Source organism: Pseudomaricurvus alkylphenolicus, assembly GCF_011683955.1.
Classification (GTDB): Bacteria; Pseudomonadota; Gammaproteobacteria; order Pseudomonadales; family Cellvibrionaceae; genus Pseudomaricurvus; species Pseudomaricurvus alkylphenolicus.
Genome location: NZ_JAAQPI010000002.1, coordinates 590,830 through 615,446 on the forward strand (window position 1 = coordinate 590,830; position 24,617 = coordinate 615,446).

26 protein-coding genes are annotated in these 24,617 nt (G+C 52.9%); 16 read left to right on the forward strand and 10 right to left on the reverse strand.

Annotated features, from left to right (window positions below; translation table 11 throughout):
• Positions 1-7: 7 nt before the first annotated feature.
• Genes rsmB through def form a run of 3 tightly spaced genes read right to left on the reverse strand, consistent with a single transcriptional unit; the run spans position 8 to position 2,774 of the window.
• Complete coding sequence (gene rsmB, locus HBA55_RS07920) at positions 8-1,312, reverse strand: 16S rRNA (cytosine(967)-C(5))-methyltransferase RsmB (protein WP_166989156.1); 1,305 nt, start codon at positions 1,310-1,312, stop codon at positions 8-10.
• Complete coding sequence (gene fmt, locus HBA55_RS07925) at positions 1,309-2,238, reverse strand: methionyl-tRNA formyltransferase (protein WP_166989159.1); 930 nt, start codon at positions 2,236-2,238, stop codon at positions 1,309-1,311. Before fmt ends, rsmB begins: the two co-directional genes overlap by 4 nt.
• Before the next feature lie 29 nt (positions 2,239-2,267).
• Positions 2,268-2,774: a peptide deformylase gene (gene def, locus HBA55_RS07930; protein WP_166989162.1), complete on the reverse strand. Its 507-nt coding sequence runs from the start codon at positions 2,772-2,774 to the stop codon at positions 2,268-2,270.
• Between the two features lie 226 nt (positions 2,775-3,000).
• Between def and HBA55_RS07935 the strand changes: the two genes are divergently transcribed.
• The 5 genes from HBA55_RS07935 (at position 3,001) to aroE (ending at position 7,808) form a co-directional block, all read left to right on the forward strand.
• Positions 3,001-4,047: a LysM peptidoglycan-binding domain-containing protein gene (locus tag HBA55_RS07935; RefSeq protein WP_166989164.1), complete on the forward strand. Its 1,047-nt coding sequence runs from the start codon at positions 3,001-3,003 to the stop codon at positions 4,045-4,047.
• Positions 4,048-4,107: 60 nt separating this feature from the next.
• Positions 4,108-5,295, forward strand: coding sequence for a DNA-processing protein DprA (gene dprA, locus HBA55_RS07940; protein ID WP_240945947.1), 1,188 nt, complete (start codon positions 4,108-4,110; stop codon positions 5,293-5,295).
• Positions 5,296-5,454: 159 nt separating this feature from the next.
• Positions 5,455-6,024 carry an L-threonylcarbamoyladenylate synthase type 1 TsaC gene (gene tsaC / locus HBA55_RS07945; RefSeq protein ID WP_166989166.1) on the forward strand — a complete coding sequence of 190 codons (570 nt, stop codon included), beginning with the start codon at positions 5,455-5,457 and terminating at the stop codon, positions 6,022-6,024.
• Positions 6,025-6,072: 48 nt separating this feature from the next.
• Positions 6,073-6,981: an oxygen-dependent coproporphyrinogen oxidase gene (hemF, locus tag HBA55_RS07950; RefSeq protein WP_166989168.1), complete on the forward strand. Its 909-nt coding sequence runs from the start codon at positions 6,073-6,075 to the stop codon at positions 6,979-6,981.
• Positions 6,982-6,983: 2 nt separating this feature from the next.
• Positions 6,984-7,808 carry a shikimate dehydrogenase gene (gene aroE, locus HBA55_RS07955; protein ID WP_206019602.1) on the forward strand — a complete coding sequence of 275 codons (825 nt, stop codon included), beginning with the start codon at positions 6,984-6,986 and terminating at the stop codon, positions 7,806-7,808.
• A gap of 48 nt (positions 7,809-7,856) precedes the next feature.
• On the opposite strand, the gene HBA55_RS07960 is transcribed toward aroE, so the two are convergent.
• Positions 7,857-8,420 carry a gamma carbonic anhydrase family protein gene (locus HBA55_RS07960; RefSeq protein WP_166989172.1) on the reverse strand — a complete coding sequence of 188 codons (564 nt, stop codon included), beginning with the start codon at positions 8,418-8,420 and terminating at the stop codon, positions 7,857-7,859.
• Between the two features lie 140 nt (positions 8,421-8,560).
• Here HBA55_RS07960 and prlC point away from each other — a divergent pair, with 140 nt between their 5' ends.
• Together prlC and HBA55_RS07970 are read left to right on the forward strand one after the other, a co-directional pair.
• Positions 8,561-10,615 carry an oligopeptidase A gene (gene prlC / locus HBA55_RS07965; RefSeq protein WP_166989174.1) on the forward strand — a complete coding sequence of 685 codons (2,055 nt, stop codon included), beginning with the start codon at positions 8,561-8,563 and terminating at the stop codon, positions 10,613-10,615.
• Between the two features lie 21 nt (positions 10,616-10,636).
• Positions 10,637-10,888 (forward strand): YheV family putative zinc ribbon protein, encoded by a 252-nt coding sequence (locus HBA55_RS07970; RefSeq protein ID WP_166989176.1) that lies wholly within the window; start codon positions 10,637-10,639, stop codon positions 10,886-10,888.
• Between the two features lie 81 nt (positions 10,889-10,969).
• Here the strand turns inward: HBA55_RS07970 and HBA55_RS07975 are convergent, their stop codons facing one another.
• Positions 10,970-11,677, reverse strand: coding sequence for a hypothetical protein (locus HBA55_RS07975; RefSeq protein ID WP_166989178.1), 708 nt, complete (start codon positions 11,675-11,677; stop codon positions 10,970-10,972).
• Positions 11,678-11,810: 133 nt separating this feature from the next.
• Entirely contained in the window at positions 11,811-13,136 is a 1,326-nt protein-coding gene (locus tag HBA55_RS07980; protein ID WP_166989180.1) for an MATE family efflux transporter, read from the reverse strand.
• 586 nt (positions 13,137-13,722) lie between these two features.
• On the opposite strand from HBA55_RS07980, the gene coxB reads away from it, so the two are divergent.
• The 4 genes from coxB to HBA55_RS08000 all read left to right on the forward strand — a co-directional run bounded on the left by coxB (position 13,723) and on the right by HBA55_RS08000 (position 18,020).
• Positions 13,723-14,868 carry a cytochrome c oxidase subunit II gene (gene coxB / locus HBA55_RS07985; protein WP_166989554.1) on the forward strand — a complete coding sequence of 382 codons (1,146 nt, stop codon included), beginning with the start codon at positions 13,723-13,725 and terminating at the stop codon, positions 14,866-14,868.
• A 13-nt stretch (positions 14,869-14,881) separates the two neighbouring features.
• Positions 14,882-16,432 (forward strand): cytochrome c oxidase subunit I, encoded by a 1,551-nt coding sequence (gene ctaD / locus HBA55_RS07990; protein ID WP_166989182.1) that lies wholly within the window; start codon positions 14,882-14,884, stop codon positions 16,430-16,432.
• Positions 16,433-16,456: 24 nt separating this feature from the next.
• Entirely contained in the window at positions 16,457-17,014 is a 558-nt protein-coding gene (locus HBA55_RS07995) for a cytochrome c oxidase assembly protein (protein ID WP_166989184.1), read from the forward strand.
• A gap of 88 nt (positions 17,015-17,102) precedes the next feature.
• Positions 17,103-18,020 (forward strand): cytochrome c oxidase subunit 3, encoded by a 918-nt coding sequence (locus HBA55_RS08000; RefSeq protein ID WP_166989186.1) that lies wholly within the window; start codon positions 17,103-17,105, stop codon positions 18,018-18,020.
• On the opposite strand, the gene HBA55_RS08005 is transcribed toward HBA55_RS08000, so the two are convergent.
• Positions 18,021-18,284, reverse strand: coding sequence for a twin transmembrane helix small protein (locus HBA55_RS08005; protein WP_166989188.1), 264 nt, complete (start codon positions 18,282-18,284; stop codon positions 18,021-18,023). It lies immediately after the preceding gene.
• Positions 18,285-18,354: 70 nt separating this feature from the next.
• Between HBA55_RS08005 and HBA55_RS08010 the strand changes: the two genes are divergently transcribed.
• The 5 genes from HBA55_RS08010 to HBA55_RS08030 are packed head-to-tail and all read left to right on the forward strand — an operon-like array spanning position 18,355 to position 22,513.
• Positions 18,355-19,107 (forward strand): SURF1 family protein, encoded by a 753-nt coding sequence (locus tag HBA55_RS08010; protein WP_166989190.1) that lies wholly within the window; start codon positions 18,355-18,357, stop codon positions 19,105-19,107.
• Positions 19,097-19,726: an SCO family protein gene (locus tag HBA55_RS08015; protein ID WP_166989192.1), complete on the forward strand. Its 630-nt coding sequence runs from the start codon at positions 19,097-19,099 to the stop codon at positions 19,724-19,726. The genes HBA55_RS08010 and HBA55_RS08015 overlap by 11 nt, the downstream gene beginning before the upstream one ends.
• A 7-nt stretch (positions 19,727-19,733) precedes the next feature.
• Positions 19,734-20,864, forward strand: a complete 1,131-nt coding sequence (locus HBA55_RS08020) for a COX15/CtaA family protein (protein ID WP_166989194.1) — start codon at positions 19,734-19,736, stop codon at positions 20,862-20,864.
• Complete coding sequence (cyoE, locus tag HBA55_RS08025; protein WP_166989196.1) at positions 20,843-21,802, forward strand: heme o synthase; 960 nt, start codon at positions 20,843-20,845, stop codon at positions 21,800-21,802. Before HBA55_RS08020 ends, cyoE begins: the two co-directional genes overlap by 22 nt.
• A gap of 3 nt (positions 21,803-21,805) precedes the next feature.
• The gene (locus HBA55_RS08030) at positions 21,806-22,513 is read left to right on the forward strand and encodes an SCO family protein (protein ID WP_166989198.1); all 708 of its coding nucleotides are present in this window, start codon (positions 21,806-21,808) and stop codon (positions 22,511-22,513) included.
• A 21-nt stretch (positions 22,514-22,534) separates the two neighbouring features.
• Here the strand turns inward: HBA55_RS08030 and znuB are convergent, their stop codons facing one another.
• The 3 genes from znuB to HBA55_RS08045 are packed head-to-tail and all read right to left on the reverse strand — an operon-like array spanning position 22,535 to position 24,501.
• A complete protein-coding gene (gene znuB / locus HBA55_RS08035; RefSeq protein WP_166989200.1) occupies positions 22,535-23,320 on the reverse strand; it encodes a zinc ABC transporter permease subunit ZnuB in 786 nt (261 codons plus the stop codon).
• Positions 23,313-24,077: a zinc ABC transporter ATP-binding protein ZnuC gene (gene znuC, locus HBA55_RS08040; RefSeq protein WP_166989202.1), complete on the reverse strand. Its 765-nt coding sequence runs from the start codon at positions 24,075-24,077 to the stop codon at positions 23,313-23,315. Before znuC ends, znuB begins: the two co-directional genes overlap by 8 nt.
• A complete protein-coding gene (locus tag HBA55_RS08045; RefSeq protein ID WP_277345536.1) occupies positions 24,070-24,501 on the reverse strand; it encodes a Fur family transcriptional regulator in 432 nt (143 codons plus the stop codon). Before HBA55_RS08045 ends, znuC begins: the two co-directional genes overlap by 8 nt.
• Positions 24,502-24,617: the final 116 nt, after the last annotated feature.

Here is a 24,617-nt window from a genome sequence, read left to right on the forward strand (position 1 = left end):
CAGTGTCCTAACGAGTTTTTTCCAGACAGGCATAATAAAACCCATCATGTCCTTGTTGTTGTGGTAACAGCTGCCGCCCGTACTTTTGCGCCAGTCCCCAAGGTGCGTCAATCGGGCGATGAATGGCGTCAGGCTGCTGTTCTACAAAGGCTTCGATCACTTGGGTGTTTTCCGTTGGCAGTATTGAACAGGTGGCGTAAACCAGGCGACCGCCGGGTCTGAGCGTTGTCCAAAGTGCCTTCAAAAGGCTCAGCTGCAAGCTCGCAAGCTTAGCAATATCCGTCGCTTTACGCAGTAGTTTAATATCCGGATGACGGCGAATCACACCAGTGGCAGAACAAGGAGCATCGAGCAAAATACGATCAAAGAGCTCTCCGTCCCACCAGTCTTGTATCTGTTGAGCATCATGGCAGACAATTTCTGCAGTGAGACCCAACCGCTGCAGATTATCCTTTACACGCTCAAGTCGGCGTTGCTCCAGATCAAGCGCAACCAGGCGACTTAATTTGGGCTGAATTTCGAGCAAGTGACCCGTCTTTCCACCGGGAGCACAACAAGCATCCAGTACGGTTTCTCCCGGTTGTGGTGCCAATAAATCCGCACTCAGCTGCGCAGCTTCATCCTGGACGCTCACTATCCCCTGATCAAAGCCCGGTATTGTATGCACGTCAGAGGCCTGTGTCAGGGTAATCCCATAGGGGCTGAATTCAGTTGCCTCTGCGCTGAACCCCTGTGCCTGCAGTGAATTCAGATAGTCGCCGCGCTCGGTTCGAGCGAGGTTAAGTCTGAGGGTAAAAGGTGGATAGCGGTTATTGGCGGCAAAAATATCGTCAGCCTTGTCCGGCCAGAACCCGTCAATTGCCTTGCGAAGCCAATTGGGGTGTGCGGAGGTATAGGCTGGGCTGGTGGCAAGCGCCTGCGCCAGTTCCTCCCGAAGCCGCTGGAAGCTCCTCAGTACACCGTTGACCAGCTTTTGCGCCCAGGGCTTTTTCAGTGCTGCACAGGCTTCCACAGTAAGGTGTATCGCTGCATGATCCGCAATGCGGGTATGAATCAGCTGATAGAGCCCAATCAGCAATAATGAGTGAATATCGCCATCCTTGTGCTTGAGTGGTTTTTCCATCAAACGGTTGAGAATCGCCTGCAACTGCGGTTGCCACCGGCAGCAACCAAAACAAAGCTCCTGCAATAGCGCTCGATCATCAGTGTCCACCTGTTGCAAAGCCGGCGTCATCAGGCTGGCAAGAGACAGCTGCTGTTGTATGACACTATTGAGCGTTAATGCGGCCTGGGCGCGAACCGGTGTGGTCATGCGAGGTTTCGTCCAGTGGCAAAACGTGCACCATGGCCGTTGAGGATATCCCGAATGGCGGCCGGTTTTTTTCCGGGTAACTGAATTTCCGTCATTCGCAGAGAGTGTTCGCCACAAGCCACCACCAGACCATCGCAACCGCTGCTTAAAATGGTACCAGGAGTGCCGTCGGAATTGTCCACAGTCGCCTGCCAGATGCGGATGCGGTCGTTCCCCTCCTGAAAATAGGCTACAGGAAAAGGATTAAATGCGTGGATCTGGCGCAGCAGTTCTCTGGCGGGTTTCTGCCAGTCTACGGCGGCTTCTTCCTTGCTTAATTTATTGGCGTAGTTGGCTTCTGCGTCATTCTGTTTTTCAGGCTGCAGGGTTTGTTGTTCAATTTGGTTCAGAGCGTCCAGCAAAGCCGGGCCACCCAGGTGCATCAATTTGTCGTGCAGGCTGCCACCTGTCTCCGCCGGCTCAATAGGGCAGTTCACTTTGACCAACATATCCCCGGTATCCAAACCTATATCCATCTGCATAATGGTAATACCGGATTCGCTATCACCCGCCTCCACGGCCCTTTGGATCGGGGCCGCTCCGCGCCATCGGGGCAACAGTGACGCATGGACATTGATACAGCCAAAGCGGGGTGCATCCAGAATAGGTTGTGGCAAAAGCAGACCGTAGGCCACCACCACCATCACATCAGCATTGAGTGAGCGCAACTGCTGTTGCTCGGCCTCGTCTTTTAAGGAAACCGGCTGAAAGACAGGCAGCTGATGCTGCTCGGCCAGCTGTTTTACGGGGCTGGCAACCAGCTTCTTACCCCTTCCTGCACGGCGATCTGGCTGTGTGTAAACACCCACCAACTCATGTTCACTGTCGATTAAGATCTGCAGGTGATGAGCGGCAAACTCCGGCGTACCGGCAAAAATGAGGCGCATGTCGGGTCCCTGAAATGAAGCGGAGATAATTACGCCTGTTGGCGATGAGCTTTTTCCAACTTTTTGCGGATACGTTGGCGTTTAATGGGAGAGATATAATCCACGAACAGCTTGCCCTTGAGGTGGTCCAGCTCGTGCTGAATACAGGTGGCCAATAAACCGTCAGGTTCCAGGGTATATGGCTCGCCATTGCGGTCCAGTGCCCTGACGACAATATTAGACGGACGATCTATGGTCTCATAAAAGCCGGGCACAGAAAGACATCCCTCATCGTAGGGCAAGGTATTGTCATCCAACACTTCCACTTCCGGGTTTATAAAGACCAGTGGATCGCTCTGATCTTCAGAGATATCCATAACAACCACCTGCTTATGGACATTGACCTGAGTGGCGGCCAATCCGATGCCGGGAGCGTCGTACATGGTTTCGAACATATCGTCGATCAGCTGGCGAATGGAGTCATCCACCTCTTCCACGGGTTTAGCCTCAGTGCGCAGACGGGGATCAGGAAATTCCAAAATGTTTAATATCGCCATAAGCCTTTGTGACAAACTTCTAGTAAAAAGATAACAAGCGCTGCTAACATTATGAATCATACTGTATTTATGCAGCCGGAATAGAACGGAATCTCGTGCTATTCTGCGGGTGTTCGAGCCTTGGGGCCCTGGCCACTCGGATCGCAAATGGAACCAGCACTCGTGTCCAGGTGGGCTATTATAACGGTTATCGGCTCACGGACCGAATACAACAGGATCGGTTTCTATGAAAAAACTCACTGTAGTGCTATTCGCGGTGCTTCTTTCGGCGCTGTCACAGGCCCAGGAAGTGCGTCTTAAGGACTCCCACCCGGATCGATACACGGTGGTCAAGGGCGATACCCTCTGGGATATATCGGAGACGTTTCTCAAGAACCCCTGGATGTGGCCAGAGATCTGGCACGTTAATCCACAAATTGAGAATCCACATCTGATTTATCCGGGTGATGTGATCACTTTGATTTATCTGGACGGCAAACCGCGCCTTACGGTTGAACGCGGTGTGGCCTCCAGGACCTATAAGATGTCCCCCGGTGAATCCAGATTAGAGCCCAAGATTCGATATGCTCCTGTGGGAACGGCAATCCCGGCAATTCCGCTGGACGCGATCGATAAATTCCTGACTCGCAGCCGGGTGGTATCTCGAGAGGAGCTGGAGGCGGCGCCCTATGTGTTGACGGGGGCTGAGGATCACCTGGTTGTTGGTGCGGGCGACGAACTTTACGCACGCGGTGAATACAACAACGACGTCAACGTCTACGGCGTTTACCGGGCGGGACAGACTTTTGTTGACCCGGAGACACGTGAGCTCTTGGGCTTGCAGGCGCTGGATATCGGCACCGTCAAAATGAGGGATCTGTCTGGGGAGGTAGGCACCTTCGCGGTGACTCGGACGACCGAGGAAATCCGCATTACCGATCGGCTGTTACCTCATGAGGAGCGTGCTGTTGACTCTACCTTCTTCCCATCACTTCCGAAGGAGGAAGTTGAAGGGCTGATTATGGCGGTTGAAGGGGGGCTCAACCAGGTTGGGCGCATGGACGTCGTCGTTATCAACCGCGGTGAACGCGAAGGTCTGGAGATTGGCAATGTGATGGCAATCTACAAAGAGGGCGGTGCAGTCCGCGACCGTATCCAGGGTGATATCATCCGGCTTCCCGAGGAAAAAGCGGGTCTGCTGATGGTCTTTCGCACCTTTGAAAAGATGAGTTTCGCGCTGGTGCTGGAGGCATCGCGGCCTCTGGCGGTTCTGGATATCGTGCGTCGTCCCTGACCATTCCGGGCACAGCAAGTAAGGAACGGGGGTTTTAGCTTCGGCTGGGATCCCCGCTGATTGTTAATCATCCACATCAAGGACGATGTCATGGAAATGGAATTCGATGGCCTCCATGCCAACCCGGAATGCCCGCGGCACCAGGCAGCATTCCTCCAATACCTGCCCGGCATAACAGCGGCGGTCTACTGGCGTCTGCATAAGCACTGTTTGAGAATACAACCCCTACTCAACCAACCGCTGAACACCCTGCTGCGTTACCTGCCCAATCGCTGTCACGGGGAATTTTACGAATTCTATCGCCGCCGTGAAGACAGCAAGCTGTGGCGACGATATTGCGAAGATCGCGGCAAACTGCTGCCTCTGGGGGTCCGTCTGATAACTCACCTGGACAGTGACTATCCACCGCTTTTGATCGAAATCTCCGATCCACCTCCCGCTCTGTATGTTCGCGGTGATCCCGCGGCGCTGTCACTGCCCCAGCTGGCAGTTGTCGGCAGCCGCCGCGCCAGTGTTGAGGGTCGGGACAATGCCTTGGCGTTCAGTCGTTTCCTGGCAAAAGCGGGCATAGGCATTTGCAGTGGACTGGCACTGGGCATAGATACTGCGGCTCACCAGGGAGCATTGGCAGGCCAGGGGCTGACACTTGCGGTATTGGGGACAGGCATCGACCGGCCTTATCCGGCCCGAAATGTGAGGCTGGCCGAGCAGATTATAGAATCCGGCGGTGCTCTGGTCAGCGAGTTTAATCCGGGAACTTCCGGCCATGCCTCCAACTTTCCCCGGCGAAACCGCATCATAAGCGGCCTGAGTCTGGGCGTGTTGGTGGTAGAAGCCGCTTTAAGGAGTGGCTCCCTAATCACAGCCCGGTTGGCGATGGAGCAGAACCGGGAAGTCTTCGCCATTCCCGGCTCCATTCATCATCCGTTGAGTCGTGGTTGTCATTCCCTGATTCGAGACGGGGCGACGCTGGTGGAAACGGGCGAAGACATTGCCAAACAGTTACACGGTTGGATCGGATCCTGCGCCGATCCGGCGGGGCAGCAAGAACTTGCGGACCAGGAGCAGGTTCTGGAGCAAGATGAGCGAGTGCTCTGGAAGTTGATTGGGTTCGACCCAACCAATCTTGATCAATTGCTGGCCCAAACCGGAAAATCCTCCCATGAACTTCTTGCCACGCTGATGACAATGGAACTCAAAGGATTGATTCGCCAACAGGGAGGGGGATATACCCGCCTTCAAGAGTAGTCTTCACCTATCTAGCGGATACAGCTCCAAGCGGGTATCCCCGACTGATAAACTGGTTTCTAAGGCGCCCCCAAAACCTCAGGTTTTGGTTGTCCTGGCTAACAGCTTAAGGTAATTTTCCGGCTTTTGTCGCATTTCGTCTTTCAGCAGGTGTACTCTATGGACTGGTTTTTCAATCCAAAATTGCAGGCGGCTGCCCGTGCCCTGGTAGCTGGTGAGGTCATTGCATACCCCACCGAGGCAGTTTGGGGAGTGGGGTGTGATCCCCATAATGATCAGGCAGTCTACAAGCTGCTGGCCATGAAACGACGGGATGTTGAAAAAGGCCTGATTCTGGTAGCCGCGAGTATGGATCAAATCGAGCCTTTGCTGCGCCCGCTTACGGTGGAGCAACGACAACAGCTGCACCAAGGCTGGCCGGGGCCACTCACTTGGCTGGTGCCGGATCTGCGCAATCAGGTACCTGAGTGGGTCAAGGGGCAGCACACCAGCGTAGCTTTGCGGGTCAGCGCCCACCCGGTGGTTTCCGCCCTTTGTAGAGCGGTGGGCGGGCCCATCGTATCAACCTCCGCCAATCCTCAGGGCAAGGCACCGGCGCTGCATTCGTGGCAGGTCCGCCGTTACTTTGGGGACAGCCTCGCCGCGTTGGCACCAGGTGCCGTGGGTCTGCAGGCTAAACCGACCGAAATCAGAGATCTGGTAACCGGCTCTATCATACGCGCGAGCTAAGCCAGCCGAGATCATCCAAGTAGTAATTGTGGTAATAACAGGTAAATCATGACTCAACCCGATAAAGAAGCCGTTAAACAGTACCTGCTGGCACTGCAGGACAGCATTTGCCAACAGCTCCAGTCTGAAGATGGCAGTGCCACATTTATTGAAGACAGCTGGACACGGCAGGAGGGCGGCGGTGGCCGCTCCAGAGTCATTAACGATGGCGCAGTGATTGAAAAGGGGGGAGTGAATTTTTCCCACGTTTTTGGCAAGCAGATGCCGGCTTCAGCCACGGCGCATCGCCCGGAACTGGCAGGCCGTTCGTTTGAAGCCATGGGGGTGTCTCTGGTGATTCATCCTAACAACCCCTATGTCCCTACCAGTCATGCCAATGTGCGGTTCTTTATTGCTGAAAAGGAAGGGGAAGACCCGGTTTGGTGGTTTGGCGGCGGTTACGATCTTACGCCCTATTATGGCAATCGCGAGGATTGCCAACATTGGCACCGGACAGCCCGCAACGCTTGTACCCCCTTTGGTGATGACCTCTATCCCCGCTTGAAACGATGGTGTGATGAGTACTTCTATCTCAAACACCGGGACGAGCCCAGAGGCGTGGGCGGCCTGTTTTTTGATGACTTTAATGAACTCGGGTTCGAGCAAAGCTTTGCTTTTATGAGGGCTGTCGGTGACAGCTATGTTGCCGCCTACCAACCGATTATGGCAAGGCGCAAGAACCAACCTTTTGGAGAGCGGGAGCGACAGTTTCAGCTCTATCGTCGGGGCCGTTATGTGGAATTTAACCTGGTGTTTGATCGCGGAACATTATTCGGTTTGCAGACGGGTGGACGTACCGAGTCGATTTTAATGTCATTACCCCCTCTGGTGCGCTGGGAATACGATTGGCAACCCCAGCCGGGTTCCCCTGAAGCCGAGCTGACGGAAGTGTATCTGCAGCCTCAGGAGTGGGTGTAACTATGGATCGATATCTGGTGTACGGCAATCCCATTGCTCAATCCAAATCCCCTCAAATCCATGCGGCATTTGCCACCGAAACCGGACAAAACATCGATTACCAGAAACAACTGGTTGAAGAAGATGGGTTTAAAGCGGCGGCAGATGCGTTTTTCCTCGCCGGAGGCTGCGGGCTTAATATCACCGTACCCTTTAAGATTGATGCCTTTGACTACGCCCATGAGTTGACCGAAAGGGCTCGCACTGCCGGCGCCGTAAACACACTCAAGCGTCTAGAAGACGGCCGTATTCTCGGTGACAACACCGATGGCGCGGGTATGGTATCCGATATTGTCGATATTCTGGGATGGCCCATTGCCGATCAGCGGGTGCTGGTGCTAGGAGCGGGGGGGGCTGTCCGCGGCGTGCTGCAGCCGCTGCTGGAACAGGGGCCGGCGCAGCTGGTCGTTGCCAATCGCACGGTCGCCAAGGCTTTGACTCTGGTTCGCGAATTCAAGAGCTTTGGTAAACTTCAGGCTTGTGGCTTTGATGATCTCGAAGACGAGCAGTTCGACCTGGTGATCAATGGCACCTCTGCCAGCCTGGCGGGAGACTTGCCGCCACTGCCGGAGGATCTCCTGGCGCCGGGTGCCCGGTGTTACGACATGATGTATGGCGCTGAGCCTACGGTATTTTTGAGGTGGGCAGAGCAGCAGGGCGCGGCCGCCGTTGCCGATGGCCTGGGAATGCTGGTTGGCCAGGCTGCTGAAGCCTTCGAGTTATGGCGAGAGGTTCGACCCCGGGTTGTGCCTGTTATCGAAGCTCTGCGAGACCAACTCAAGGCCTGAAGCTCTTGAGTTGGTGCCCATCATTCATACTGTTCAACAGTAAATCATCTAGGGGCGAGCCATTTCGGCCAGATATTGGTCTTTGAGCTTGACGTAGTTGTTGGAGGAATAGGCAAAGTACTCGAATTCTTTTTCTTTTAGCTCTCGGGCCTCGCTGCAGGGTGAGCCCACATAGAGTCGACCACTGAGCAGGCGTTTACCTGGCGGCACCAAAGCTCCGGCGGCTATCACTACGTCGTCCTCCACGATAGCACCATCCATCACAATGGCGCCCATACCTACCAATACCCGGTTACCGATGGTGCATCCGTGCAATGTCACACTGTGTCCCACGGTGACATCGTCACCAATCGTCAATGGCCAGCCATCGGGGTTGAAGGGACCGGCGTGGGTGATGTGCAACACGGTGTTATCCTGGATGCTGGTGCGCTTGCCGATTTGAATCTTGTGCATATCCCCTCTTGCCGAAACCATCGGCCAGATGGAGCTGTCATCTCCGATGTGCACATTGCCAATGACGCGGGCGCTGGGGTCTATAAACACCCGTTGGCCCAGTTGTGGAGAGTTACCCTGAAAGGCGGATACAGGGGAGGTTGAAGTAGGGGACTGCATAAAACCGCTCCGGTGAGAATAGTTTCTCAAAATATACGAACTTCTGAATCCAGACACCAGCCTAATTGAAGCCCCCAAATCTGACACAAGTGGGTGTATCATTACGGGTTACTGTGTAACAGCCTGAGGCTCGCCCGATCATGACTTCCGCTCCGTCCAATCCACTGCTTGGTAATGCCAAGTTGCCGCCCTTTGCCAGTATTGAGGTTTCCCATGTGGAGCCGGCGATCGACGAGCTGTTGCAGCGTTGCAGGGACAATCTGGCGCAGGTGCTGGCCAACAATACTACTGGAGAGGTCAGCTGGAACAGTCTGGTGGATCCACTTGAAGAGCTGGACGATCAACTTAACAAGGCATGGTCGCCGGTCAGTCATCTCAATGCTGTGTGCAATACCGACGAGCTTCGGGAAGCCTATACCAGCAGTCTGGCGAAACTGACCGCCTATGGCACAGAGGTTGGTCAGAATCACGAATTGTTCAGCGCTTACCAGGCTCTGGCGGATGGCAAGGACTTTGAAGGGCTGTCCTATGACCGACAAACCTCGATCAACCATGCCCTGAGAGACTTTCGACTTGCTGGAGTGGCATTACCCGAGGCCAAGAAACAACGCTTCAGTGAGCTGAAACAACGCCTCTCGGAGCTGAGCACTCAGTTTTCCAACAATGTACTCGATGCCACCCAGGGGTGGCATAAGCTGATTGATGATTCGTCCGAACTCAGCGGGTTGCCGGACAATGCCCTGGCTTTGGCGCAGCAGGCGGCGCAGGAAAGCGACCAGCAAGGCTATCGCCTGACACTGGATATTCCATCCTATCTCGCAGTAATGACACATGCTGACAATCGTCAGCTGCGCGAAGAGATGTACCAGGCCTACACCACCCGAGCCTCTGAGACCGGCCCCAATGCCGGTCAGTGGGACAATGCTCCCCTGATTGATGAAATTCTGTCACTGAGACACGAAATGGCGCAATTGTTGGGCTTCAATAATTACGCGGAGCGTTCACTGGCGACCAAAATGGCGGAAACCTGCGACCAGGTTGAAAGCTTTCTGCTTGAGTTGGCCGCTAAAAGTCGCGCTCAAGCCGAGCGAGACATTCAGGAGTTACGCGAATTTGCCACGCAAATAGACAAACTGGAAGATCTGCAGGCGTGGGATCTGGCTTACTACAGCGAAAAGCTGAAACAGGAACGTTACTCGGTTTCCCAGGAACAGCTTCGCCCTTATTTCCCTGCCAATAAGGTTGTCGCTGGCATGTTCGAAGTGGTATCCCGCCTATTTGATATCCATATTCAGGAAGGCAATGTCGAACTCTGGCACGAGGATGTGAGATTCTATGATGTCAGGCAGGAAGGAGAAGTCATTGCTCACTTTTACCTGGATCTCTACGCCCGGCCTAAAAAACGCGGTGGTGCCTGGATGGACGAGTGTCGAGTAAGGCGTATCACCTCTGAGGACCATCAGCAGCTCCCTGTCGCCTACCTGACGTGTAACTTTACCCCGGCGTTGGGTGACAAACCGGCACTGCTGACCCACGATGAGGTGGTCACCCTGTTCCACGAATTCGGACACGGCCTGCATCACATGCTCACGCGCATTAATACGGCAGCTGTCAGTGGTATTAATGGCGTCGCGTGGGACGCCGTGGAATTGCCCAGCCAGTTTCTAGAAAACTGGTGCTGGCAGGCAGAGGTGATAGAGCTGTTATCCGGTCACCACGAAACTGGTGAGCCCCTGCCCCGGCAACTGCTGGACAACCTGTTGCTCGCCAAAAATTTCCAGTCTGCCATGCAAATGCTGCGGCAGATTGAGTTCGCGCTATTCGATTTTCGCCTGCATAAAAATTATCAGCCAGATAACCCCGAACCTGTACAGACCGTGCTGGATTCTGTGAGAGAGCGCGTTGCAGTGGTTATTCCGCCGGCCTTTAATCGTTTTCAAAACAGCTTTTCACATATTTTTGCCGGCGGATATGCGGCCGGATATTACAGCTATAAATGGGCAGAGGTCTTATCCAGTGATGCCTTTTCCAGGTTTGAGGAGGAAGGTATTTTTAATACAGATACAGGCCGCAGCTTTATGGAAGAAGTTCTGCAACAAGGGGGTTCCCGCGAAGCCATGGAGTTGTTCCGCAATTTTCGCGGGCGGGAACCCAAACCCGATGCCCTGTTAAGACACAGTGGTATCGAAGGCTGATGTTAACAAAGAGGTAACCCAATGGCGTTCGACAGCAAGCGACGATTTATAGCCGGAGCCGTGTGTCCCCGCTGTTCCGAGATGGACAAGATCGTAGTCTACGAAAAAGAAGGAAAGGATTACCGCGAATGTGTCAGATGTGGCTTTGTGGATGAAATGCGATTCCAGCAACAGGTTCGTGAACTGGAAACAAGAGTGAATAAGACTGAAGAGGAAAAGAAATCCGAAGTTCAGGTGCTGCAGTTTCCGCCGCTCAAAAGCGGCGACAAATGAAGGCTGACCCTGCAACTTGGCAGGGTGCCCAGTGAGTGTACGTAACCAACCTTTTGCGGTTCTTGGCCAAGTGATTCGCGATCAGTGAACGGTGCCGCCTTCTGGCTCCGACGCAGTATCGCTCATATCCTCGCTGGAGCCGGAAAAGTCCAGTGAGATGGCTAAGTCAGTCGCCAGGCAAGGCCATTGCTGCAGCTCTTTGCCCCAACCCTTGTGGCGGTGTTCCGACAGATATTGCTGGAATGCCTCTGCTTCAAAAACCTTCTCTTTGCTCATACACAATTCCACCGAGTACTGCACTGCCTGGTCCAGTTCGTTGGCAAACGGCTCTCCAATCAGGTGATGCACGATCAAATTGGAGCGGGTCATATCCATGGGTGCGAGCGGCGTGCCACAGTGGCTGATAAACCGGTCGTTGATTTCTTCCATCAGGCGGTGGGCAAGATAAGCTTCGTCCATCAATGCATCCATGCCGAAGTGACCTTCGACAATTTCAGGTGGATGCAGAAAGTAATCTTTGGCAATTTTCAGAAATACCTCGGCATATTCGAACACCTTGGCTTCGTTGGTTACGTGGGAAATGGCTTCGACAAAGTCGGGCACATGTTCAATATATCGGGTAACAAAATCCAGCAGAGCTTGCACGGCATTGTCTTGCGGAAGACGGATTGAGTTATGCAGATTGGGAATTTCTCGATTGAGAATGGTCCCCAAATGCCCGGTTTTTGATTCATGTGCTTTCGCCAGTTTTATCGTCTCTCGTATGGCGTCCACGTCTTTCATATCCATAGGGAAATTAAACACTTGCTGAATTTATCGTTATTTATGCCCCCAATTGCCGGACTTTGAGCTTTTTACCGGCAAACTCTATTTAAGATAAACGAAGTTTGGATAAAAACAAGCCGACACTCAGATCATTAATTCATAAAGACGTCGGTTCGCGGCTAAGACGACCGCGTAAACTGGGTAGGCATAGTGCGAGGGTCACACCGCGGGACAGATTAAACAGACTGAATGCCAGCCATAAACCATGGTTTTGCCAGCTCTGACTTAGCCACCAGCTGGGTAGAAATACTATAAAGACAGAAAACATCATCGAATATTGCATCACCCGACTGCCACCGGCGCCGATGTAAACGCCATCAAGCCAGAATGCCCAGACGCACAGCAACGGCAATGCATAGAGCCAAACGAAGTAAATATTCAGAATCTCCAACACATTCTGAATATCAGTGAACAGAGAGATCAGCCAGCCTTGAGCGATCCAAAAAAACAGACTCATGCCAACAGCGATAACCAGGCTCCAGACACCGGTGGTTGCCAGTATCTCGCTAAACAGCTTTGGATCTCTGCGACCAAAGGCTTTGCCTACCAGTGCTTCAGCGGAGTGGGCAATACCGTCCAATCCGTAAGACAAGAGCATTAACAGTTGAAATATAATGCTGTTGGCTGCCAGGGTTGAATCACCCTGGCGAGAGCCTTGTGCCGTGAAAAAGGCGATTGTAAACAGCAGGCAGGCTGTGCGAATGAACAGGTGTCGATTCACACCCAGTAATCGCCGGTAGTGTCGCCAGTTTGAAATTGAAACCTGTCGCAAGCGTTCCAGCATACGCGGCTCTGCCCGTAGGACACAGATAATCCCGATACAGAGACCACTGACTTCGGCACACAGCGTTGCCAGGGCGGCGCCGTCGCTGTTGAGTTCCAGGCCGAGAATGAACACCACATCCAACAGAATATTGATGACATTGGTCGTCAATACTATAAGCATGGGCACCCGGGTATTTTGCCGGCCGATAAACCATCCCACGATGACAAAGTTGAGCAGAACCGCCGGCGCTCCCAGCATACGGATCTCACCATAACTTTGAGCCAATGCAGCTGCTTCTGCTGAGGGTTGCATGAGGGTAAGGCTGATACCCAGTAGCGGTGTGCGTATGGCCATCAATAACAATCCGACTACTACCGCCAACACTGCACTTCTCATCAGCAGGGCATCAAGCTGAATGTGATTCTGTTGTCCCCAGGCCTGGGCTGCCAACCCTGTGATGCCCATGCGCAGAAACCCCATGGCCCAGAAAACAATAGACAGAATACTCGCACCGACCGCTACGGCACTCAGGTATTGGGCTTGTGGCAGATGACCCAAAATTGCGGTATCCACCATGCCCAACAGCGGCACCGAAATATTGCTCAGGATCAGCGGCCAGGCCAGTGCCAGTACGGATTTGTGCTGCAATCGAGGCATCAACGGGTGTCTTTTGGAATTAAATTCAAGTGGCGCCATTGTACGTCAGTGGCCCCTAAACGGTTGAAATTAACCAAATAAAATAGAATTGTACAAAAATCGGACAGAACAAAACGAAATAAAAATATTGACTCAGATCAACCCTTGTGGCTAATCTTGGGGTGTAGTAGTTGCGACATTTTGCCGCATTTTGTTGGTTGTACCTCCTGGACGTCGACAAGTGTTGCCGGTATTGCCCGCTGTAAAAAGCAGGTCGCGCTAGATGTATCAGTGTGAAAGGAGCTCTTGATCCTGGTATTACGCCCAGAATAAAAACTCTGGCGAGCAGAAGGAAAATGTGCCGAGTAAGGTCAGGCCAAACGGTGAATGCCTTTGTCCGTCCTCGTCCGCGCTTTACCCGAACTCACGAATACACAATTAAGAGCCTTTGATACAGACAAGACAATTCGAATAACGCCCGGGTGCCAGCGGTGGGGGAATTATCCGCGTACACCAACTCTCGTTGTAGAACATAAAAATAATGCGAGCCGCAATCGTCACTCACCGTGTCGGCAGTGGTTCTGAACTACACGGAGAACTAAAGGCGATGTGTATTAGAGTGAAACGGCTGTTCGCCTGCCTGCTCGTACTCTTAACCGGGCTGAGTCAATCAGCTTTGGCAGACGAGATCGAGCGCTGGGGCGTGAACATGACTCAGGGGGTCACCCCGGTAAGCCGAGATATCTACGGGCTCCACATGGATATTTTCTGGTGGTGCGTAGGTATTGGTGTTGTGGTTTTTGGTGTGATGTTTTACACCATGATCGTGCACCGCAAGTCCCAGGGAGCCAAGGCGTCCAATTTCCATGAAAGTACCACGCTGGAAATTATCTGGACCGTTGTCCCGTTTCTGATCCTGATTGTCATGGCGATACCCGCCACCAATACCTTGCTGAAAATCTACGACACTGAAGACGCCGATATGGACATTATCATCACCGGCTACCAGTGGAAGTGGAAGTACGAGTATCTGGGGGAAGATGTCAGCTTCTTCAGCAATCTCAGTACTTCCCGCGATGAGATTGAGAACCGTGTGCCCAAGGGGCCCAATTATCTCCTCGAGGTAGACGAACCGCTGATTATTCCGGTAAAGAAAAAGGTTCGCTTCCTGATTACCGCTGCCGATGTCATCCACGCCTGGTGGGTGCCTGAACTGGCGGTCAAGAAAGATGCTATTCCTGGCTACGTCAATGAAAGTTGGACTTATGTGGATGAGCCCGGCATCTACCGTGGCCAGTGTGCGGAACTCTGCGGTAAGGACCACGGCTTTATGCCCATTGTCGTCAAGGCCCTGCCACAACCTGAGTACGATGCCTGGCTGGTTGCCAAGCGCGAGCAGGCGGCTGCGCTGAAAGCCCTGACGGAAAAAACCTTTACCTTTGATGAACTCTACGCCCAGGGTGAGAAAGTCTATGGCACGGTGTGTGTTGCCTGTCACCAGTCTGGCGGCGAAGGCGTACCTGGTGTCTTTCCAGCCATCAAAGCCAGTGCCATTGCTACCGGCGGCATGAACGGTCACCTGGATATGGTGGTCAACGGCAGTAGCAAGAATCCCGCGATGCAGGCCTATGGTCCACAGCTTTCCGAAGTGGATATTGCCAGTGTCGTTACCTATCAACGAAATGCGTTTGGCAACAACATGGGTGATTCGATTCAACCCATTGATGTTCTCAAATTCAAACAGGGTCAATAGGGAGGGGTAAACAATGGCACACGGTCCTGCTAAAGGAATTACCCGGTGGTTGTATACCACCAACCACAAAGACATCGGCACCATGTACCTCTGGTTCAGTTTTGCCATGTTTTTGCTCGGCGGCGTTTTCGCACTGGTGATTCGCGCCGAACTGTTCGAACCCGGTTTGCAAATTGTTGAACCGGAATTCTTCAACCAGATGACAACCATGCACGGCCTGGTCATGGTGTTTGGTGCAGTGATGCCGGCGTTTGTCGGCCTTGCCAACTGGATGGTGCCGATGATGATCGGTGCCCCGGATATGGCATTGCCACGGATGAACAACTGGAGCTTCTGGATTTTGCCTTTCGCGTTCGCGATGTTGGCATCCACTCTGTTTATGGAAGGCGGTGCACCTAACTTCGGCTGGACCTTCTACGCACCTTTGTCCACCACCTACGCGCCGCCCAGTGTAACCTTCTTCATCTTTGCCGTGCATATCATGGGCGCCAGTTCGATTATGGGAGCGATCAATATCATTGCTACCATCCTCAACATGCGTGCTCCCGGCATGACCATGATGAAGATGCCTCTGTTTGTATGGACCTGGCTGATTACCGCCTACCTGCTGATTGCCGTTATGCCGGTACTCGCGGGCGTGGTGACCATGATGCTGATGGATATCCACTTCGGTACCAGCTTCTTTGATGCGGCCGGTGGTGGTGATCCGGTGTTGTTCCAGCATGTGTTCTGGTTCTTTGGGCACCCCGAAGTGTACATCATGATCCTGCCGGCCTTTGGTGTGGTCAGTCAGATCATTCCCACCTTTGCCCGCAAGCCTTTGTTTGGTTACGCGTCCATGGTATACGCTACCAGCTCCATCGCCTTCCTCAGCTTTATCGTGTGGGCTCACCACATGTTTACAGTAGGTATGCCGGTCGCGGGTGAATTGTTCTTTATGTATGCCACCATGCTAATTGCAGTACCGACAGGGGTTAAGGTGTTTAACTGGGTTACCACCATGTTCAAAGGATCTATGACCTTTGAAACGCCCATGTTGTTTTCGATTGCCTTCGTTATCCTGTTTACCATCGGTGGCTTCTCCGGTTTGATGCTGGCGATTGCCCCGGCGGACTTCCAGTATCACGACACCTATTTTGTCGTTGCACACTTCCACTATGTGCTGGTGCCCGGAGCTATCTTTTCCATTACGGCGGCAGTTTATTACTGGTTGCCCAAGTGGTGTGGCAACATGTACAACGAAGTTATGGGCAAAACCCATTTTTGGATGGCGTTTATCGGTCTCAACCTGACCTTCTTCCCCATGCACTTCGTAGGGCTGGCCGGCATGCCGCGACGGATTCCGGATTATGCGCTGCAGTTTGCCGATTTCAACATGTATGCAAGTGTCGGCGCCTTCCTGTTTGGTGCTGCTCAGATCCTGTTCCTGTTCAATGTGATCGCCACCATTCGGGGTGGTCGTAAGGCAACTGACGAGGTCTGGGAAAATCCGGAAGGTCTGGAATGGACTGTGCCTTCACCGGCACCTTACCACACCTTTTCCACACCACCGGATGTGAAATAGGTGAGTTGACGGCGGTACTGACGCATGACGCAATCGATCAAACAGTCTAACCGGGTGTTGCTGGCAAAGCTGCTGGCAACCTCTGTCATGATGTTTCTGTTTGCACTCTACGTTATGCCGCCACTCTACAATCTTTTTTGTGAAGTCACAGGCTTGAACGGCAAGACCGGAGGTCAGTATCAGGCGACAGAGGTAGTGGTGGACACCAGCCGGGTCGTCAAAGTCCAGTTTCTGGCAACCAATAATGAGAGCATGCCCTGGGGATTTAAACCCGAGGTGCAAAGCATGGAGGTCCATCCGGGGCAGGAGGTTGAGGTCAGGTATCTCGCCTTTAACCCGACGGGCGAGACCATGGTTGCTCAGGCGGTTCCCAGTGTTGTGCCCTTCAAGGCCGCCGAATATTTTCACAAAACCGAATGTTTTTGTTTTAACCAACAGCCGCTGGATGGTGGGGAGAACGCCGAATTACCCCTGAGGTTTATCGTCGATCAGGATGTTCCCAAGCAGGTACATACCATCACCTTGTCCTATACGCTGTTTGATATCACGGACAAGATCGAACTGGCTTCAACCAGTCCCTGAATGGGGATTAAAACCGCAACCACAGCAATCGCAATAACAACTGAAGCAAAGTCGAATTGCACAGACAAAGAGTAGGCGGGGTAGCAACATGTCTAGTGAAGGAACCTATTACGTACCAGAGCAAAGTAAGTTGCCCATCTTTGCATCCCTGGGATTATTTTTAACCGTATTTGGAGCCGCCAACTGGCTCAATGGTGATGATACGGGGCCAACCATTCTGTTTTGCGGCGGCCTGGTGTTTGCTTTCGTGCTATGGCAATGGTTTTCCGCCGTCATCTCTGAAAATATACGAGGGATGAACAGCGCACAGTTGAAAAAGTCCTACGTATGGGGGATGGGCTGGTTTATCTTCAGCGAAGTGATGTTCTTCGCAGCGTTTTTTGGAGCGCTGTTTTACGTCCGCGCGTTTGCTCTTCCGTGGTTAAGTGGAGAGGGGGCAGGGGCTGCGACGAATGAAATCTTGTGGAATGGATTCGAAGCGTCCTGGCCGCTGATGACGACGCCTGACATGGCAGTTAACGGAGACGCCGCCAAAGTCACCGGTCCCGAACAGAGCATGAGTTATGGCCATGTCGATTCGCTCTGGACCTGGCTGCCCTTCTGGAACACTGTCATTTTGATGACCTCTTCGGTTACGGTGCATCTGGCTCACAACGGCTTGAAAGACGATAACCGCAAGGCATTTAACTTCTGGTTGGGTCTGACCGTCGCTTTGGGCATCATCTTCCTCGTCCTGCAGGTCGAAGAATATATTCAGGCTTATACCAAAATGGGGCTGACGCTCGATACCGGTATCTACGGCACCACGTTCTTTATGTTAACCGGTTTTCACGGAGCCCACGTCACCTTGGGAACCTTTATGTTGTTGGTCATGTTCCTTCGATCAGTGCGCAAGGGACACTTTAAGCACGACGACTGCTTTGGCTTTGAAGCGGCCAGTTGGTATTGGCATTTTGTGGATGTTGTCTGGGTTGGCTTGTTTATCTTTGTGTATATCCTCGGTTAATTACTCCGGGGAAAGTGGCTGATGGGATTGCCCGCTCTGGTTTCTGGGGCCGGCATCCCAAGGGGCGGAACTCCCCAGCTGACCGGTGGCCAAGCCGTAAAAAATGCAAGCCAGAAGCGTGGCGGCCAGTCCGACACGAATGCCCAGGGCATAAAGGGTACGCTTGGATCGCGAACCCATATCTTTCAGGAGAAAAACCAGTGCGCTGCTCAGGCTGACGAGTACAGCGATAAATAAGATAACGATGATGATTTTCAGCCACATAAAAAAGGTATCCCGGTCATAAATAGGGTGGTACCTGATTGTAGCAGGCTCAGAGTTAGGCGAGATGGTTTTGGGTGTATTTAGCCAACTTCGGTTTACTTTCAATTGGAAAATTGTTTTTCTCGGTTTGTTGCTGCTTCCGATTCTGCTGCGGCTTGGGTACTGGCAACTGCAACGGGCAGCGGAAAAACAGGAAATTCTTGAGATTTTACAGCAGCGTCGATCCCAACCTGCCATAGAGCTGAATCAACTCTCTTCCTCCGACGACCTTCAACACAGAACCGTGATCGCCAGCGGACATTTTGATGCAGAGCGCTATTGGCTTATTGATAATCGTGTGTTTCAAGGTCGCGTTGGATATGAAGTCATCGCACCGTTTTATCTCAGAGAAGGTGGAACGCTGCTGGTAAACAGGGGCTGGATCAAAGCGCCTCAGCTCAGAAGTGAATTGCCTGAACTTCAATTTCCTTCCTCAAACATCGCTCTGCAGGGCCACCTTTTTCGGAGCAGTTACAACCGCATGATTAACAATGAGACAGCTGACTCGGAATGGCCAATTCGACTGCAACAAGTCGAGCTTGAATTAATGGCGGATCAGCTGGGCCAAGCGGTTCTGCCTTGGGAGCTCCGGTTGTTTGCGGAGGACTCCGCTGCACTGGAAACAGATTGGAAATATGTCAGTACAAGCCCTGCCAAACACCATGGATATGCGGTACAGTGGTTTGCGATGGCCTCGGTTCTGGTGCTCGCCCTGTTCGCGGCCAATACCAATGTGATCAGTCTGTTAAATAATAACAATAAAGGAGTGAGTCATGGCGGCTGAAATGTCTGCCCACCCCAATACCTCTGAAACCGCCAAGCCCTGGGTTAGCTGGCTGCTGTTTGGCATTATCGGTGCTCCCATGGCGCTGGCCTACTTTATTTACGCCACGGGATGGGGAATACCCACGGGAACAGTCAATCGTGGTGACTTGTTGCTGCCAGCCACGTCAATTACGGCTCTGAATATCAACGATTCACAGGGCTCAAGCCTGAATCTCTGGGAAGGAAAAAAACGCTGGAGAATGCTGATCGTCGGAGACAACTACTGCGCTGATCAATGTAGAGACATGTTATACCTGACTCGTCAGGTACACATTCGCCTCGGAGAGAAAGCCCGTCGGGTCGAACGCGTCTTTCTAAATGTGGACGGCAACTACAGTCAGGAACTGCTGCAGACCTTGCAGCGTGACCATCCGAAACTGGTCGCGGCCACGACCAGCTTGGGCGAGTGGCAGGATACCCTGGCCAGCACCAACGGTGCAGAACATCAGGCGGATGGCGCTCGCGTGTATCTCGTAGACCAGGAAGGCTTTGCCATGATGAGCTTTGATGACGGCCATGAGGGAGCTGATTTACTGGAAGATATCAAACGTCTGCTCAAGTATTCCTACGAAGACTGAGGTAGGTATGGAAAGGTCGCGTAAACTTTCTTCTCAAACCCGGCTAACATTGTTTGCCTGTGCACTGGCTTCCGTCGTGGTGGCGTTGGGAGCTTTTACAAGATTGGTTGATGCCGGTTTGGGCTGCCCCGATTGGCCCGGCTGTTATGGTCAATTGTTGTGGCCTCAAACCAACAGCGAAATTCAAGCAGCAGAACAGGCATTTCCGGATGCGCCCGTCGACACTGACAAAACCTGGCCGGAAATGGTACACCGCTACTTTGCGGGCACACTGGGCCTGGTTATTCTTGCGATGGCAATCCTGGCCACTCGTGCACGTCGTTCAGGTGCCGAGAGTGAATCGAAAACACCTCTAAAATTACCCTGGTTTTTGGTCATACTCGTTACGATTCAAGCCGCGTTTGGAATGTGGACGGTGACGTTAAAGCTCTGGCCGCAAGTGGTTACCGCTCACCTACTGGGTGGCTTTGCAACCCTGTCGCTAACCTGGCTGCTTTTCTTACGACTTTGGTATCGTGGCCGTGGGGGTGTCCAACAAACCCTTTCCCTCTCTGCGCGACTTTCACGCAGTTGCCTCACTCGCCTGCGCACGCTCGCTGTTCTGGGGCTGGCTGTTGTCGTTCTACAGGTTGCTTTGGGAGGATGGACCAGCTCTAACTATGCCGCTTTGGCCTGTATCGATTTTCCCACCTGCCATGGCGAATGGTTGCCCAAAACCGATTTTCGGGAAGGTTTTAACATTGCTCAGCAGTTGGGCCCCAACTATTTGGGCGGTCTGATGGACAACGAAGCACGGACCGCGATTCATCTTTCCCACCGGATTGGAGCGATTATTGTTACCTTGATCGTCCTGACGCTGGCACTGTTTCTGTGGCGCAGCAGGATAGGGACGCTCCAACGTTTATCACAGGTACTCACCTTTATGTTGCTTATTCAAGTCAGCTTGGGTGTGACCAATATTATGGCGGCCTTACCACTCGCCGTTGCCGTTGCCCACAACGTCGGCGGTGCTTTACTGCTATTGGTGCTGGTTACCGTCAATTACCATTTACAGAGAGAGGCGCTGGGATATGATGCCAGCGCACAGTCGGCACAATCCGGACAAGGAGAGACAGCATGGATAATGAAAAGATCGTAACAGGCGCCGCCGCGGACGTCGGGTTTTCGTCTGTCTTCTCCGACTCGGAAGCGGGCTGGCGGGATTACCTGGAACTCTGCAAACCTAACGTCGTGGCACTGATGATTCTCACATCGGCGATTGGTATGCTGCTGGCCGTACCAGGTATGGTTCCTCTGGATATCTTTATTCTCGGTAATCTGGGTATTGCATTGTGCGCGGGTTCTGCAGCAACAGTTAATCACTTGGTGGACCGACAGATCGACCAAAAGATGATGCGGACCTTCAATCGCCCTGTCGCCACGGGCAGAGTGGCGCCGCTGCCTGCGTCTTTATTTGCACTGGCCACCGGACTGCTGGGTATGAGCATATTGCTCATATTTGTCAACGCATTGACGGCTTGGCTGACATTGGCATCCCTGCTCGGCTATGCGGTGGTCTACACCCTGTTCCTCAAGCGGGCGACTCCCCAGAATATTGTCATTGGTGGCATCGCCGGTGCTGCGCCTCCGTTGCTGGGCTGGACAGCGGTGACGGGTGAAGTGGGCGGTCATGGGTTGTTGCTGGTACTGATTATATTCGCCTGGACACCCCCTCATTTTTGGGCGTTGGCGGTTTATCGCAAAGACGAATATGCCAACGCCGACATTCCTATGCTGCCGGTTACTCATGGCGAGCGTTACACCAAAATACATATTCTGCTTTACACACTAATCCTTTTCGCAGTCACGCTGCTGCCTTACGCGACGGGAATGTTTAACTGGCTCTACCTGCTTGGTGCGGTTGTGCTGGGCGGCGGCTTCCTGTACTGGGCCGTTCGCCTGTTAATGAGCGACGATTCCAAACTGGGTATGGACACCTTCAAGTACTCCATTATTTATCTGATGGCATTGTTTGTGATCATGTTGGCTGATCACTATCTGCTGCCGGCAAACCCACTCATGGCCACCCTTAATTGAATCATGACAACGACTGACACACTGGAGCCGCCGTTTGCCGCTCCCCCGCATGATAAAACCCCTCAACAGCGAAAGGGCATTTACCTGACTTTGCTGGCCATAGGCGTGTTTGTGACGTTGGTTATGGCCGGATTTCTAAACAAAATTACAACCCCAAGGGTACTCAGCCCCATTGAATTGAGGGCCAATGGGACCTATGTCTTTGACCAACCGCGTATTTTCAAAGACTTTAGCCTGCAGAATCAGCATGGGGAATCATTTGCTCTGGAGCAGCTAAAGGGCAAGTGGTCGTTGATGTTTTTTGGATTCACCTCGTGTCCCGATGTGTGTCCAGCCACCTTGTCATTGATGAAAGATGTGAAGGCGCAGCTCAAGCCCGAGATTGCCGCTAAAACTCAGTTTGTGCTGGTGAGTGTGGACCCCGCTCGGGATACCAGCGAGCAACTGAATCAGTATATGGCTTATTTTGACCCCGAGTTTGTTGGCTTGACCGGTGAATTTCTGGAAATCAAACGCCTGGCCAATCAGCTGAATATGGCTTTTGTGAAGGTCAGGCAGGGGCCGGGAGCAATGGACTATACGGTGGACCACAGCACAAACATCGCGTTGGTGAACCCCTTTGGTCACTACCACGGATTTATAAAACCTCCGCTGGATACTGCCAGGGTGAAGCTTACATTGCAGTCAATCGTGACGACCTTTGATCCCTGAAACCATTCAACTTTTTTGGGGCTAAATCGCTGGTTTTTTCAGCATGCTCAGGCAGAAGCATACACTGGTGCAGAGTACTGCTGAAGGCCCAGCTGGCGTATCCCAAAAAAAGGAGATCGCCAAACCACCGACAATGGCGCCCATAGCGATGAGGCTGGCAAGAATCGCCATTTGTTCAGGAGTCTGAACCAGCCGCCGGCTGGCGGCTGCCGGAATAATCAATAGCGCAGTAATCAGCAAAACGCCAACAACTTTCATCGCAACCGCTATCAGCAGCGCCATCATCAACATCAGAGTCGTTCTTACCCATGCAACACGGATGCCCTCCACTAATGCCAACTCTTCATGGACTGTGATCGATAACAAAGGTCGCCAGAGCCAAATCAATAACGGAAGGACGATACCTGCAGTGATGGCAATCGTGACCAAATCATCCGTCGTTGCCGCCAGCAGGTCCCCAAACAGGTAGCCGTAGAGATCGATGCGGCCATCGCCAAATACGCTGACAGTGACCAACCCCAGGGCCAGCATGGAGTGGGACAAAATGCCCAGTAGGGTGTCTGTGGCAATACTGCGATTGTGTTGTAGCAGCACCAGCAATAATGCCAATAACAGACAAAACACGGTTACTGCTAAATTGATATTGACCGCCAAAATCAGGCCCAGGGCTACACCAGTGAGGGCAGAGTGAGCCAGGGTGTCTCCGAAGTAGGCCATGCGCCGCCAGACTGCAAAGCAACCCAGCGGCCCAGCCATCACCGCAACTCCACAACCGCTAAGCAGTGCGAATAAGATAAACTCAGGCATGTTGTTGGTTCTCGCAGGACCCCCGATGTTCCATCTCACCGTGTATGTCATGGTCGTGGTCATGGTGGTGGGTATAAACGGCGACTCCGGAATGGGCCGCTTGGCCAAACAGTTCCAAGTACGCGGGGTCTTCGCTGACGCTTTCCGGGTGACCGTGACAGCAAACGTGTTGGTTGAGGCAAACGACGGTATCGGTAGCGGCCATTACCAGATGCAGATCGTGGGAAACCATCAACACACCACAACCTTTGTGATTGCGGATGTCCGTTATCAGCTGGTAGAGCTTGGCCTGCCCTGCGACGTCAACACCTTGTACCGGTTCATCCAATACCAGCAGATCCGGGGCGCGCAACAAGGCGCGAGCCAGGAGTACTCTCTGGGTTTCACCGCCCGACAGGCGAGCCATTGGGCTATTGAGCAGGTGACTGATGCCGGTCAGTTGCAGTGACTCTTCAATGTCAGTGGGATCTTGTTGAGCCAACTGCAGGAAGCGCCTGACTGAAAGCGGCAGGCTGGGTTCGATATGTAACTTCTGCGGCATATAACCGATTTTAAGCGCCGTTCGCCGCCAAAGCTCTCCAGAAGACGGATGTTGCAAGCCCAATGCGATACGTACCAATGATGTTTTACCCGCACCATTGGGGCCGATCAAGGTCACAATTTCGCCTCGATGCATCTGTATGGATACCCGGTCCAGCACCCGTCGGTCACCAAATTCCAGGCAGAGATCGGTTGCTTTTATCAGCAGTTCACTCATCTTTGTTCCCTGTGCAGGCCTGGCATAAGCCTACCAATTCGATTGATTGTGCCTTGATGGTGAAGTTGAACTGGGCGGCGGAATCTTTTATATCGTGCTGTATTTTCTCTGTGCAGAACTCGATGGCAACGCCGCATTCCTCACAGATCATAAAGTTATTGTCATGATCACCCTGCGGATGAGTACAGCCGACGAAGGCATTCAGCGTATTAATTCGGTGAATCAGGCCTTGCTCCAACAAGAACTCCAGCGCGCGGTACACCGTCGGTGGCGCGACCCGGCGCGTGGATTGCTCGGCCAGCATCTCCATCAGGGCGTAGGCACCCAAGGGTCTGTGGCTTTGCCATATCAAGCGAAGCACCTGCTCCCTAAGCTGGGTCAGCCGCACACCATTGTCACTACAGATACGTTGCGCGGTTTCCATCGCGGTACTGATGCAATGATTGTGGTCATGAAGACGGGAAGCAATCGATGGTGATATTGGGGAGCCTGAAGGGGGCATTGGAAGAGCCTGCAATTACAAAGGTATGTTATTATATA